This is a genomic window from Pseudoduganella sp. R-31, from assembly GCF_049913235.1.
Classification (GTDB): domain Bacteria; phylum Pseudomonadota; class Gammaproteobacteria; order Burkholderiales; family Burkholderiaceae_D; genus Rugamonas.
Window position 1 is genome coordinate 5,775,179 of sequence record NZ_CP183986.1, and the last position, 12,981, is coordinate 5,788,159.

Below are 12,981 nucleotides of genomic sequence, written 5' to 3' on the forward strand. Positions count from 1 at the left end.
ACCGCTCAGCCCTCGTGCCCCGGCTGCACCGGAACGGATGCCGCGCCCAGGGCCGCACCGCGCCACTCGACCGCATTGACGCGCCCTCCCGGCGCCGCCTTCATGGCCCCCTCGACGATCACTCGCTCGCCCGCCCGGACACCCGACAGCGCAGCCCAGCGTCCCTGGTGGCTTCCGGCCAGCACCAGCTCGCGCAATTCGACCTCGCCCTTTGCGTTGACCACCAGCGCCGACGCCTTCTCCCCTTCGCCCAGGCGCACCGCCTGCTGCGGGAGCATCACCACTTCCGGCTGCACGCCGTGCTCGACGCGCGCCCGGACGTACATGCCGGGAACCAGCAGGCGCTCCGGATTCGGAAAGCGCGCCCGCAGCGTCACCATGCCGGTCTGCTGGTCCACCTGCATTTCCGCGAACTGCAACTCGCCGGCATGGGCGTACTCGCTGCCGTCTTCCAGCGCCAGCGTCACGGCGCGCGCTCCCGGCTTCAGGCTGCCGCTGCGCAGCGCACGCTGCAAGGCCAGCATCTGCTGGCTGGACTGCACCACGTCCACATACACGGGGTCAAGCTGCTGCACGCGCGCCAGAGGTTCCTGCTGCGCGCGCGATACCAGCGCGCCTTCGGTGGCTTCCGCGCGCCCGATGCGGCCGGCGATGGCGGCACGCACCTCGGTGCGCTGCAGGTCGATTTCCGCCGCCCGCAGCGATGCCTGGCGTGCGCGCACGCGGGCCAGGCCCTGCTGATAGTTGGCTTGCGCCAGGTCGTGGTCCTGCTGCGTCACCGTGCGCGAATCCAGCAGGCGTGCGTAGCGCTCGGCGATCACGCGCAGGTTGACCAGGCTGGCCTTTTCCAGCGCCAGCTCGGCGCTGGCCTGCTCCTGCCGCGCCGCATAGCTGGCACTGTCGATGCGGTACAGCAGTTGCCCGGCCCGCACGTCGGCGCCTTCCTCGAAATAGCGCCCCACGATCACGCCGTCGACCTGCGGCCGCACTTCCGACACGCGCACGGCCGCCACGCGGCCCGCCAGCTCACTGTTCAGCGGCAGCTTCTCCAGCGCCAGCGTGGCCACGGCCACTTCCGGCACCGCCGGCGCGGGCGGCTTCTCGTCTTTCGCGCCACAGGCGGCCAGCAGCAACAGGGCCGGCAGGTACTTCATGAATCGCATATTTGCTCCAATCCGGTCATGCTGCCAGCGTGGCTCCGCCGTCGACGACCAGGTCCTGCATGGTGATATGGCTGGCCAGGTCGGAGGCCAGGAAAACAATGGTGTTGGCGATCTCGCGCGCGGTGGCAATCTTGCGCAACGGGATGCCCAACTTGAACTGCTCGGGCAGGCCGGCGATGGTGCGCTGCATGCCTTCGTCGTCCGGCAGCATGGAGCGCAGCATCGGCGTATCGGTGGAGCCGGGCGACACCAGGTTGCAGCGCACGCCGTACTGCGCCAGCTCCAGTCCCGCGCAATGGCTCAGGCTCACCAGCGCCGACTTGGAAGCGCAATAGGCCACCATGTTCAGGCGCGGGACGTGCGCCGCGTTCGACGCCACGTTGACGATACTGCCGAAACGCTGCGCCTTGAACTGCGGCAGCAGCCGGCTGAGGATGTGGAACACGCCGCTGACATTAATGTCGAAGCAGGCCTGCCAGTCCTCGGCGCTGGTGTTCTCCAGCCGCCCCAGGCGCAGCACGCCGGCCGCGTTGACCAGCACATCCACCCGCGGCGTTTCCAGCAGCAGCTGGTCGAAAGCCGCGGCGATCGCCGCGCGGTCGGTGATATCGAGCTGCACGGTCTTGAACGGGTACTTCTTGCCGTGCCGCGAGCCCAGCTCCGAATCGAAGCATCGGTCGATGCCGATCACGCGTGCACCCAGCTGGCGAAACGCCATCGCCGCCTGGTAGCCGATGCCGCGCCCGGCGCCGGTCACCCATACCTGGCGCCCTTCGAAGTGGAAGCCGGGAGGACGCGGCGGCGCCTGCGGACGCGCCGAAGCGAGGTTGTTCTGGTCGGCCAGGAACATGGCTCACCTCATGCGGCGATCTTGCGCTGCAGGACGTCCCACCACGCGTTGAGCGTCGGCGTGCCGGCCAATTCTTCGAAGCTGACGCGCAAGCCCAGCTTCTCCCATTCGGCCACCAGCGCCATCACTTCCAGCGAATCGAGGCCGTAATCGACCAGGTTGTCGTCCGGCCCGAAGCTGCCCTCCTCCAGGCGCGGCAGCAGGCTGGCGCGCAGCCAGTCGATGGTCAGCGGCGGACGCGCGGCGAGCACCTGCGCCGTATGGGTCACGCTGCCGCAGCGACCAGCCACGTAGCGCAGCGCCATGCGATGCTCCTCTTCGCTGAAGTCGGCCAGCGCGTCGGCAACCATGAACGGCTGCACGTCGCGCATGAAGGCGTCCAGCGCAGTCGTCATGCAGCCGATATGGGCGTACACGCCGGCGATCAGCAGCTGGTCGCGGCCCCAATCGCGCATCAGGGACTGCAGCTCGGAGCGCTGGAAGGCGCTGTAGCGCCATTTGACCAGTACCGTATCGCCCGGCAGCGGCGCCAGCGCGGCGGTCACCTGCTGCAGCGCCGGATCGGCTGTGGTCAGGCCCGGGCCCCACATATCGTTCAGCAGCGCGCGCTCTTCCGGGCTCTGCTTGACCGGCTGCGCGGTGTACACCACCGGCACGCCGGCCGCCCGCGCCCATGCGCACAGCGCGGCGATATTGGCCACCAGCGCGGTGCGCAGTTCGCTGTCCTGGCCATAGAAGCGCAGGAAGTAATCCTGCATGTCGTGCACCAGCAGCACGGCGCGGCCGGCCTCGGGCTGCCACGCCACCTTGTTGGCGGGCAGGCTGTCCGGCTGCGGCATCGGGTAGGAAGAAATAACGGGAATACTCATGGTCCAGGCTCCATCTCAGTTCGGGATGCTGGCGCGCAGCGCCAGCTTGTCGGTCTTGCCGACCGCCGTCAACGGCAGGCGGTCCAGCATTTCAAAGCGGTCGGGCAGCTTGTAGTCGGCCACGCCCAGGCCGCGCAGGTATTTGCGCAGTTCGACCGGGCGCAGGCTGTCGCCGCGCGGCACGATGCAGGCGCAGCTCATTTCGCCCAGCAGCGCATGGGGCACCGAGATCAGCGCCGCATGCAGCACGCCCGGATGGCGCAGCAGCAGGTTTTCCACTTCCTCCGCCGCGATCTTTTCGCCGCCGCGATTGATCTGGTCCTTCACCCGGCCGACGACGCGCAGGTTGCCGCCGGCGCTGCGCTGCACCAGGTCGCCCGTGTGGTAGAAGCCGTCCGCATCGAATACGCGCGCATTGTGTTCGGCAGCGCGGTAGTAGCCGCGGAAGGTGTAAGGGCCGCGCGTGGCCAGCATGCCGGTCTCGCCGTCGGCAACCTGCTGGCCGTCCGCGTCCAGCACGCGCACCTCGTCGGCGTCACTCATGGGGCGGCCCTGGGTGGCGTAGACCACGTCGTCCGGATCGTCCAGGCGCGTGTAGTTCACCAGGCCCTCGGCCATGCCGAATACCTGCTGCAGCGCGCAGCCCAGCTCCTGCGGTACACGGCGCGCCAGCGCTTCGGCGAAGCTGGCGCCGCCCACCTGCAGCAGGCGCAGCGAGGACAGCTGCGCGCGGCGTTCCGGCTGCTGCGCCGCCTGCAGCCACAACGCCACTGCCGACGGCACCAGCGCCGCCATGTTCACGCCATGCCGTTCGATCAAGGCGAAACAGGCCAGCGGTTCCGGCGCCGGCGCCAGCACCACGGTGCCCCCGGCGTGGAATACGCCCAGCGCGCCGGGGGAGCTGAGCAGGAAGTTGTGGCCTGCCGGCAGTGCGCACAGGAAGCGCGTGCCGCGGTCCAGACGGCAGATTTCCGCACTGCGCCGCACACTGTAGTAGTAATCGTCATGGGTGCGCGGGATCAGCTTGGGCGTGCCGGTGCTGCCGCCGGACAGCTGGAAGAACGCCACTTCGGAAGCGGGTGCATGCTGCGGCCGCGGCCCGATGCCCTGCGGCTGTTCGCGGAAGCCGTCCGCGCCCAGCACCATGGTGTGCGGCACGGCCAGCTCGCGCGCGAACGCGTCGTTGGCGAACAAGGGGTGGCTGGCCGAAGCAACCAGCAGCTTCGGCTGCAGCTGCTGCGCATACGCCGTGAGCTCCAGCCGTTGATGGCTGAACAGCGCATTCACCGGCGCCACGCCGGCCTTCAGCAAGCCAAAGAAAGCGATATACAGCTCGGCCACATTGGGCAGCTGCACCAGGGCGGTATCGCCCACGCCCAGCCCGCGCCGGGCCAGCGCTTGCGCCAGTTGTTCCGCCTGCTCGTCCAGTTCGCGATAGCTGAGCATGCGCTCGCCGCAGATCACGGCGATGCCCTGGGGATGTTCGCGCGCCTGCCGCTCCAGGATCTCGGTCAACGGCAAGCCGGCCCACAGTCCCTGCTCGCGGTAGCGTTGCGCCGCGTCCTGCGGCCAATGAGTGAATTCGATCACGCGGCCTCCCTTGCGCTCAGGGCGCCAAGCATGGTCTGCAATTTGGCCTGGGTTTCGGCCCATTCGGCATCCGGACAGGAATCGGCCACGATGCCGGCTCCGGCAAACAGCTGCACGCGGTTGCCAGCCACCCGGCCGCAGCGGATGGTCACGGCCCATTCGCCGTTGCCTTCATCGTCGCACCAGCCCACCATACCCGCGAACAGGCCGCGGTCGAATGGTTCGACCAGGTCGATCAACTTGCGCGCCAGGCGTGTCGGGAAGCCGCAGACGGCGGGCGTCGGATGCAGGCGGCAGGCCAGCTCCAGCGCCCCCATCGCCGGATCGTGCAGCTCGCCTTCGATCGGCGTCGACAGGTGCCACATGGCGGCAGTCGAAAGCAGCGACGGCCGCTCCGGAATCACCAGGTCGCGGCAGACCGGCGCCAGCACGCGGCGGATCTCGTCCGTCACCAGGCGGTGTTCGTAGGCGTCCTTGGAAGAGCGCAGCAGCGCCTCGCTCACCTCGCGATCGCGCACCGGATCGGCATCGCGTCGCGCAGAACCGGCCAACGGATTCGATTCCATGCGCGCGCCCTGCTTACGCAACAGCAGCTCGGGGCTGACGCCCACCAGTTCCGAACCGTCGGCCAGCGGCAGGCGGAACTGGAAACCGGAAGGATTGCGCGATACCAGGCGACGGAAGATATCGCCAGCATCGGCATGGCCGGCCAGCTCGACGTCCAGCAAGCGCGACAGCACGGCCTTGCGGATGTCGCTCAGGCCGAAGTTGGCCACAGCCTGGCGCACGCCCTGCTTGAAGCGCTCCTCGCCGGGAATGCTCTGCGTATGAAGGATGGGCGGCAAGTCCGACGCTTCGCCACGCGCCACATCACCGCGCTCGACGAATTCGGACACCACCGGCACCACCAGCGCGGACGGCTGGCGCGTATCGAAGGGAATGGCGCCCAGCGCCACCGGATGCGGATTGCCGCGCGCGCGCGCGCGGCGCAAGGCTGCCGCGACATCGGCCTGCAGGCGGCCGGCATCGTGTGCCGGCGTTTCGATGCGTTCCGCAACGCCGCTGCCACGCAGCGAACGGTGGCGCGACAGGAATAAGCTTGTAGCCATGTTCTACCTCGCAAACTGTTTGAATGGTTCGCTGGCTTTACGCTGGCTAGGGAATTCAGGGGCATGCCCCTGCGGGGTCAGAAGCCGTAAGTGGCGCTGACGTAGTAATTGCGGCCCAATTCGAAGAAGCTGAAGTTCTTGCTCTTCTCGGACAGGTCGACATCGGTCAGGTTCTTGACGCCGGTGCGCAGCGTCCAGTGCTTGCCGACCTTGGCCGAGAGGCCCAGGTCGACGCGGGTATAGGCCGGCAGTTCCTTCTCGGAGTAGAACTGCTTGCCGGTATAGTGCGCCGACAGCGACGCCTGCACCCCGGGTACTGCGGTCCAGGCCAGGCCGATGCGGCCCACGTTCTCAGGACGGTTGTCCAGGACCGTAGTCTTGCCGTTCTCGTTGACGTAGTCGGCCTTCAGGTGGGTGAAGTTGCCCGACAGGGTCAGCGAAGGATGCAGCTGCACGCTGGCCTCCAGTTCCAGGCCCTTGGTCTTGGCCTGAGCAACGTTGACCCAGCGGCGCGAATTGGTCGGCGCATCGTAGGTCGCCACGATCATGTCGTCCACATCGTTCTTGAAGGCGACGGCGGTCAGGTCCCAGCCTTTCTGGTGCACTTCGAAGCCCAGCTCGTAGTTGGTGCTGGTCTCGGGAGACAGTTCCGGATTCCCGGCCAGGAAGCAGCTGCCGCCGCAGCTCACGATACGATACTCCTTCGTCAGCTGATAGGCGTCCGGCGCCTTGAAGGCCTTGCTGATGCCGCCTTTCACGGTCAGCGAATCATTGCTTTGCCATACCAGGTAGCTCTTGGGCGAGAAGTGGCTGCCAAACACGCTATGGTCGTCCAGGCGGCCGGCCAGCGTCAGGTGCAGATCCATGGCCAGGGCCAGTTCATCCTCGATGAAAACAGCTTTGCTGTCGGTGCTGACCTTGCCGGTATCCTTGTAGCTGACCGCATCGCGGATCACCTGGCGGCGCAGGTCCACGCCGGCAGTCAGCGCGTTGATGCCAAGGGTGGTATTGCCGTAGAACTTGGCATAGGTGTTCTCTTCCTTCAGGGTGCGCTGCTGCGGTGCGTCGTAGCGCGTGTTGAAGTCATGGATTTCAGCGCTCTCGCGGGTGATGTAGGCCGTGGTGTTGCCCCAGTCCCAGTTGGCGCGGTGGGTCAGGCCATAGGTGTTGCGCTCGATTTCCTGGTCGCGGATGTCCTTCGATTCGAAATTCCATTCAGGGTAGAAGGCATAGTAGTACATCACGCGCGGGCGCTTGTCCTTGTTGTAGCCCAGGTCGAAGTCCAGCGACTGGTTTTCCGCCAGTTGCCAGGTCAGGGTACCGGTCAGGTTGCTGGCTTTTTTCTCTTCCAGGCGCGGGGTGCGCGTCGCGTCGCTGGCCGGGGCGCCCCACCAAGCGTCGCGGTCATAGCGCTCGCCGGCAAGGGACAGGCTGAACGTGTCGCTCAACGCGCCCGACAGGCTGGCGCCGACGCGGTACTGGTCGCCGCCATAGCCGCTGTCCACCGTGCGGTATTCGCCGGTCACGCTGCCCTTCCACTCCCTGGTGGCCGGCCAGGTGATGATGTTGATCACGCCGCCCATCGCGTCGGAGCCGTACAGCGCCGCCATTGGGCCGCGCACAATTTCCACCCGCTTGATGCTGGACAGGGGGATCGAGCTGAAATCGAAATCGCCGCCGCGCCACAAGGCTCCGCCGGACGAGACACGCTTGCCGTTCACCAGCATCAGCGTGTACTTGCCGCCCAGGCCGCGAATGCGGATTTCGTCGCGGCCATTATCGTCGGTCTGGTTATTGACGCCGACGCTGTCGCGCAGCAGGTCGGCCAGGCCATTGACCGGCGACTTGGCGATATCTTCGGCTGTAATGACGGTGGTGAAGGCAGGTGCTGCGGCCACGGTGTGGGCGCGCATGGAGGCGGTTACCACAACGACGCTGCCATCGCCGACACCGCCTGCATCATCGGCAAACGCAGGAAGGCCGATGGCGGCCAGGCTTGCCGCGATGAGGGATTTCGAAAGGGACATAACAAGGTTCAAGAATTAAAATGAACGCAAATGATAATCATTCGCATTAAATCATGCAAGAAGTATAAGGCAAAAAAGTTAATCTGTCTTAATTATTAACGGCTACCATCCTCGCCAGGAGGAAAAACATGGATCACATGCACCTGATGACGGTATTCGTGGCGGTTGGCGAGCAGGAAAGCTTTGCCGCCGCCTCGCGCAGCCTTGACATGTCGCCGGCGGCGATCACGCGCGCCATTTCGGCGCTGGAGGAAAAGCTGGGTGTCCAGCTGCTGCAGCGGACCACGCGCAATGTGCGCCTGACCGAAGCCGGCCAGCGCTATCTGGACGACTGCCGCAACATCCTGGCCAGCATCGAAGAGGCCAATGGCGCCGCCGCCGGCATCAACGCCGAGCCCAAAGGCAACTTGGCCGTCACCGCCTCGGTCCTGTTCGGGAAGCAATTCGTCACACCCTGCATCGTGCAATTCCTGAAGCAGTACCCGGAGGTCGACGTCTCGGCCTACTTCCTCGACCGCGTCGTCAACCTGATTGAAGAAGGCATGGACGTAGCCGTGCGACTGGGTCCCCTGCCCGATTCCAGCATGAAGGCCTTGCGCGTTGGCCAGATGCGGCGCGTGCTGTGCGCTTCCCCCGAGTATCTTGCCCGGCATGGCGTGCCGCGGCATCCGGAAGAGCTGCAGCAGCATACGATTATTTCGGCCAGCAATATCACGCCGCGCGTCGAATGGAAATTCGGGCGCGACGGCAATCCGCTCACCGTCCGCATCAAGCCCCGGTTTACCGTAACCAGCAACGATGCTGCGATTCGTGCGGCCGTCGAAGGATTGGGCATCTGCCGCCTGCTGTCCTACCAGATGGCTGAAGAACTGGCGACAGGCCAGCTGAAAATCATCCTGCCGGAATTTGAAGAGGAGCCATGGCCGGTGCATATCCTGCACCGCGAAAGCAAATACGGCTCCTCCAAGGTGCGCAAATTCATTGACCTGCTGGCGCAGCACCTGCGGACGCACCCGCACCTGAACTGAGCTTGCCGAGGAAATCGCCGGTGATCGCGGCGACGTCGTCCAGCCGGGTATCCATCACAAAGTGACCACCGTCCAGGATATGCACTTCGGCTGAAGGATTGTCGCGCTTGAAGGCTTGCGCGCCGGGCACCGTGAACGCCAGGTCGTGCTTGCCCCATACCACCAGCGTGGGCAACTGGCGCTGTTTCAGCCAGGCCTGCCATTCAGGATAAGCCGCCAGGTTGTGCTGGTAGTCGTAAATCAGATCGGCCTGGATGCGCGCCTGGCCAGGGCGATTGAGATAGGCATGTTCATCCATCCACAAATCCGGATCGTAGGCTTCGATTGCAGGATCGCTGCCGATATGCCGTGCGCGCGTCGCCGCCACTGACTGGTGCACGGCGATGACGTCCTTCTCGTGCGCGGCGCGGTCCGCCCAGAACGGCTTGCGCTTGGCCCACATCGCGCCCAGCCCGTCTTCGTACACATTCCCGTTCTGGAACACCAGCGCCTGCACCGCTTGCGGCCTTGCCTGTGCCATGCGCATACCGACCGGCGCACCGTAATCCTGCATTAGCAGCACATAGCGTTGCGTACCGACGGCATCTGTGAATTTCTGCATCACCGCCGCCAGGTTGTCGAAGGTGTAGGCGAACTTCGCCGGATCGGGCGCGTCGCTGTTGCCGAAGCCGGGATAGTCCGGCGCCAACAGGTGATAGCGGTCGCCCAGCCTGCGCAGCAGCCCGTCGTACATGCGGGACGAACTTGGCACGCCGTGCAGCAGCAGGACGGTCGGCTTGCTCGCATCGCCGGCTTCGCGGTAAGCGATATTGATGCCATCGACGGCGACGGTGCGGTAAGCAACGGGTGCCGCGTGCGCGGCTCCGGCAAGTGCAATGGCGGCAGCTGCTACGAATGCTTTCATGTTGTTCTCCAGAGGATTGTCAATGGCCCCACTCTATCGACACCCTGCGCCAGGCGGAACGCCGCCCGGCGAAATAGATTGTTTCGCTGCGCGTAGTTCCGGCACCCAGGGACGCTTCCTACAATCCATCCCATCAAAACCACTCTTGAAGGAAACGAACATGAAAACCTCCCGCATCGCCGCGTCCCTGGCCCTGGCCTTCGCCGCCATCACCGCATCAGCAGCCGCCACGGACGTAAGCTACCGCACCGTAAAGGTCGATGGCGTCAACATCTTCTACCGCGAAGCCGGCCCGAAAGACGCGCCCACCGTGCTCCTGCTGCACGGCTTCCCCACCTCGTCCCAGATGTTCCGCAACCTGATTCCGCAGCTGGCCGACCGCTACCACGTGATCGCACCCGACTATCCGGGTTTTGGCCAGAGCGATGCCCCCGCAGTCGACAAATTCGCCTACAGCTTCGACAACCTGGCGAACGTGGTCGACAAGTTCACCGTCGCCGTCGGCGCATCGAAGTACGCCTTGTACGTACAAGACTATGGCGCTCCGATCGGCTTTCGCCTGGCTGCCGCGCATCCCGAGCGCGTATCCGCCATCGTGGTCCAGAACGGCAATGCCTACACCGAAGGCATCGACAATGAATTCTGGGCGCCGTTCAAGGTCTACTGGGCTGACAAGACCAAAGCGAATGCCGCCAAACTGAAACCGTTCTTCGAGATCGGCGCAACCAAATGGCAGTACACGCATGGCGCGCGCGACGTCAGCAAGATCAGCCCCGACGCATGGACCGTCGACCAGACCTATATGGACCGCCCCGGCAACAAGGATATCCAACTCGAACTGTTCTACAGCTACGGCAGCAATCCGGCGCGCTATCCGGAGTGGCAAGCCTACTTCCGCAAGCACCAGCCGCCGATGCTGATCACCTGGGGCAAGAACGACCAGATCTTCCCTGCTGCCGGCGCCGCGCCTTACTTGCGCGACCTGCCCAAAGCCGAGCTGCACCTGCTCGACACCGGCCACTTTGCCCTCGAAGAGGAAGGCGAGCAAATCGGCAAGCTGATGCGCGGTTTCCTCGCACGCAAGGCTAGATAGCCTAAAGCAAGTTCATGCGCACGATTGAGCAGGAGTTGCAAATGGTTAAATGTTTTTTTAGTATCTGATTCGCCTCGAAAATAGCGCCCACTGTAATCTTGAAACCACTAACGAGCAAAGCCAAGCCGGGAGATTTGTTTTACGTCCCGGCCATGAACAAAGAGGGTAAATCTGGCTTTGTGATCGGGCGCTATATTGAGCTTGTCCCCACGAATGTTGGTCATTTGATCGAAGTATTCGCAAGGTTTTATACGGAGCTGCCCCAGTCGATCGACGCGGTCGACAAAAGCCAGCGGCTATTCCGCCCGATCATGTGCTCGCTCCGGCTACGATTTGCCGAGATTCCCAGATGGAAGGTGCTGTTCAGCGATCCCGATTACGACAAAAGCCAATCGGACTACGGCAGAATTGCCATCGCATTTGATACAAAACTTTGGATGGGCGGAAAGAGCCGGAGCGCAATAAAGGATGAACTAAGGGAGTTTGAGGACGCGACCTGCTGGCGGATGCATCACATCGTTTTCAGGGTCCATGCACATCTGGCCGGAATCTTCGACCCTAATGATTGGTATGACTATCACCGCGTACCAAATGAACAGCGCGTAGACGACCCCGCAGCAAAGGAAAAAGTAATTGCCTTGGCTGAAGCAATGGATGCGTGTTTTGAAATTTGGTCAGGGGAGATCAAGACCCGCAAAGGAGTCTGCCAATGAGCTCAGCATGCATTCCACTGCGCGCGATGCCAGTCCTGTATGAATACCAGGGAATTCCTCTTGGGGTAAGCCCGCCGCTTTTGGTGCTGGAAAGTTTCGTGAAGGAGGCTTGTTTAAAGCCGAGGCAATAGAATGAAGAACAACGAGTTTTACGGCTGCTCACAACCGCTTGAAGATGTCGACCTGGATGCTTGCGAAGCAGTGCTGAAGCATAAGCTGCCAAGCGAGTTTCGTCAGCACTATCTGAAATATAACGGTGGGGTACCAGAAAATAGCCTAATTCCAGGCAACGACGAATGGGAGCCTTTTGAAATAGCAGGCTTTTATCCGATTAGGCACAGGAGGAGCGCTGCTGGTTCTCAAAGTTCGCTACTAATAGAGCACTATCAGTTGATGTGCGCAAAAGACGTCATTCCCGATCACCTGCTTCCTTTCGCCTACGACCCTGGAGGGAATTTCTTTTGCCTTCATTTGTGTGACGGTTCGGCGCATTTCTATGCGACAGACGGATTTGATCCAGCTCGGAGTGTTGCAGAAAATTTCGTCAAAGCGCAGAGACGTTTGGCTGGCTCGTTCAAAATTTTCATGGATAGTTTGATGCACAACTCAGAGTATGATTCCGACGAATGGCCCGAATAAAATAAGGAATTTCAATGATTGAGCACTTTGAATCCATTTCGGAGCTGATAGCCGGCCTAAAAGGACTAAAGCAGGAAGCATGGATTCATACAGATGTGGAGGCTTGGTTGTCGAAGCCGCAAAAGGCAGAATTTTATTATGTGCCTTGGGACTACATGCAAAGCCTGGAAGACGATGAGGTCTTTTTAAACGATGACGGCTTGGAACTTCCACTTGTTTTGAGAGATAAGAATTTGAAGGAGTGGATGCTTGTGAATGTCCTTGCACATATCTCGAATTCCATTAATTGGGAGAAGGCGGGGCCGCAAGAATTCATTGACCAAGTCAACTATTACCTTGAATTTGATACCTTTAAGCGGTGAAAAAAGAAGGCCCGTGCACATCGCAAGCCGATCGCGGTCTCGTCGCAGTAACGGAAAGTAACGCAGCGCCATGCACATTTGAGTTGAATCAAACGGGCGCTTGGTGGTATGGCGAAAATGATAGGATCACTTGAGGAGCCGCCATGGATGTTACGCCACTACCAGAGCTCGCTGACCACGAAGAGCGCTTGAACCAGCTGGAGAATGCAATGGTCAATCTTTCATGCGAATTGAAGGCGCTGCGGGCGCATATCGATTGCCGGTTCAAGGAAATCGAGACGCAAATCGAGACCGGATTGAATTCCCTCCGCCTTGAGTTGCGAGCAGAATTCGAAGCAAAGCTGCACGAGGCCGTGGAAAAACTCCACGCCCGCATGGACGCCCAGCATCATCAAATGATCGCACTTCAAGTCGCGATATTTCTCGCGCTGATTGCACTATTCGCCCAGCGTTAAACGAAAAAACCCTGCCAGATCAATGACCTGACAGGGTTTTTATACGTCCTGGTGCCGGAGAAGAGAATCGAACTCCCGACCTTCTCATTACGAATGAGCTGCTCTACCAACTGAGCTACACCGGCAAAGAGCCCGGATTATAGCAAACAAACTTGCGCGTTTGCTAGTATCGGGACGCC

Annotated in this window: 13 protein-coding genes and 1 tRNA gene; 6 read left to right on the forward strand and 8 right to left on the reverse strand. The window is 62.4% G+C overall.

Features of this window, described 5'->3' with window-relative positions; all coding sequences use genetic code 11:
- Positions 1-5: 5 nt before the first annotated feature.
- The 6 genes from ACN9MY_RS26290 to ACN9MY_RS26315 form a co-directional block, all read right to left on the reverse strand.
- Entirely contained in the window at positions 6-1,163 is a 1,158-nt protein-coding gene (locus ACN9MY_RS26290; RefSeq protein WP_426319113.1) for an efflux RND transporter periplasmic adaptor subunit, read from the reverse strand.
- Positions 1,164-1,179: 16 nt separating this feature from the next.
- Entirely contained in the window at positions 1,180-2,013 is an 834-nt protein-coding gene (gene dhbA, locus ACN9MY_RS26295; RefSeq protein ID WP_426164384.1) for a 2,3-dihydro-2,3-dihydroxybenzoate dehydrogenase, read from the reverse strand.
- 8 nt (positions 2,014-2,021) lie between these two features.
- Positions 2,022-2,882, reverse strand: coding sequence for an isochorismatase family protein (locus ACN9MY_RS26300; protein WP_426164386.1), 861 nt, complete (start codon positions 2,880-2,882; stop codon positions 2,022-2,024).
- 15 nt (positions 2,883-2,897) lie between these two features.
- Positions 2,898-4,472 carry a (2,3-dihydroxybenzoyl)adenylate synthase gene (locus tag ACN9MY_RS26305; protein ID WP_426319114.1) on the reverse strand — a complete coding sequence of 525 codons (1,575 nt, stop codon included), beginning with the start codon at positions 4,470-4,472 and terminating at the stop codon, positions 2,898-2,900.
- On the reverse strand, positions 4,469-5,581 hold the full coding sequence (locus ACN9MY_RS26310) for an isochorismate synthase (RefSeq protein WP_426319115.1): 1,113 nt from the start codon (positions 5,579-5,581) through the stop codon (positions 4,469-4,471). Before ACN9MY_RS26310 ends, ACN9MY_RS26305 begins: the two co-directional genes overlap by 4 nt.
- Before the next feature lie 77 nt (positions 5,582-5,658).
- On the reverse strand, positions 5,659-7,608 hold the full coding sequence (locus tag ACN9MY_RS26315; RefSeq protein WP_426319116.1) for a TonB-dependent receptor domain-containing protein: 1,950 nt from the start codon (positions 7,606-7,608) through the stop codon (positions 5,659-5,661).
- Positions 7,609-7,736: 128 nt separating this feature from the next.
- Between ACN9MY_RS26315 and ACN9MY_RS26320 the strand changes: the two genes are divergently transcribed.
- Positions 7,737-8,636 (forward strand): LysR family transcriptional regulator, encoded by a 900-nt coding sequence (locus ACN9MY_RS26320; protein WP_426164398.1) that lies wholly within the window; start codon positions 7,737-7,739, stop codon positions 8,634-8,636.
- On the opposite strand, the gene ACN9MY_RS26325 is transcribed toward ACN9MY_RS26320, so the two are convergent.
- The gene (locus tag ACN9MY_RS26325) at positions 8,587-9,540 is read right to left on the reverse strand and encodes an alpha/beta fold hydrolase (protein ID WP_426164401.1); all 954 of its coding nucleotides are present in this window, start codon (positions 9,538-9,540) and stop codon (positions 8,587-8,589) included. The two genes, ACN9MY_RS26320 and ACN9MY_RS26325, sit on opposite strands and share 50 nt — an antisense overlap.
- 160 nt (positions 9,541-9,700) lie before the next feature.
- On the opposite strand from ACN9MY_RS26325, the gene ACN9MY_RS26330 reads away from it, so the two are divergent.
- The 5 genes from ACN9MY_RS26330 (at position 9,701) to ACN9MY_RS26350 (ending at position 12,802) form a co-directional block, all read left to right on the forward strand.
- Positions 9,701-10,633 carry an alpha/beta fold hydrolase gene (locus tag ACN9MY_RS26330; RefSeq protein ID WP_426319117.1) on the forward strand — a complete coding sequence of 311 codons (933 nt, stop codon included), beginning with the start codon at positions 9,701-9,703 and terminating at the stop codon, positions 10,631-10,633.
- A gap of 98 nt (positions 10,634-10,731) precedes the next feature.
- Positions 10,732-11,346, forward strand: coding sequence for a hypothetical protein (locus tag ACN9MY_RS26335; protein WP_426336366.1), 615 nt, complete (start codon positions 10,732-10,734; stop codon positions 11,344-11,346).
- Between the two features lie 132 nt (positions 11,347-11,478).
- Positions 11,479-11,985: an SMI1/KNR4 family protein gene (locus ACN9MY_RS26340; protein ID WP_426319119.1), complete on the forward strand. Its 507-nt coding sequence runs from the start codon at positions 11,479-11,481 to the stop codon at positions 11,983-11,985.
- Between the two features lie 14 nt (positions 11,986-11,999).
- Positions 12,000-12,347, forward strand: coding sequence for a hypothetical protein (locus ACN9MY_RS26345; RefSeq protein WP_426319120.1), 348 nt, complete (start codon positions 12,000-12,002; stop codon positions 12,345-12,347).
- A gap of 143 nt (positions 12,348-12,490) precedes the next feature.
- Positions 12,491-12,802: a hypothetical protein gene (locus ACN9MY_RS26350; protein WP_426319121.1), complete on the forward strand. Its 312-nt coding sequence runs from the start codon at positions 12,491-12,493 to the stop codon at positions 12,800-12,802.
- 49 nt (positions 12,803-12,851) lie between these two features.
- Here the strand turns inward: ACN9MY_RS26350 and ACN9MY_RS26355 are convergent.
- Positions 12,852-12,927: transfer RNA gene (locus tag ACN9MY_RS26355), tRNA-Thr, on the reverse strand.
- Positions 12,928-12,981: the final 54 nt, after the last annotated feature.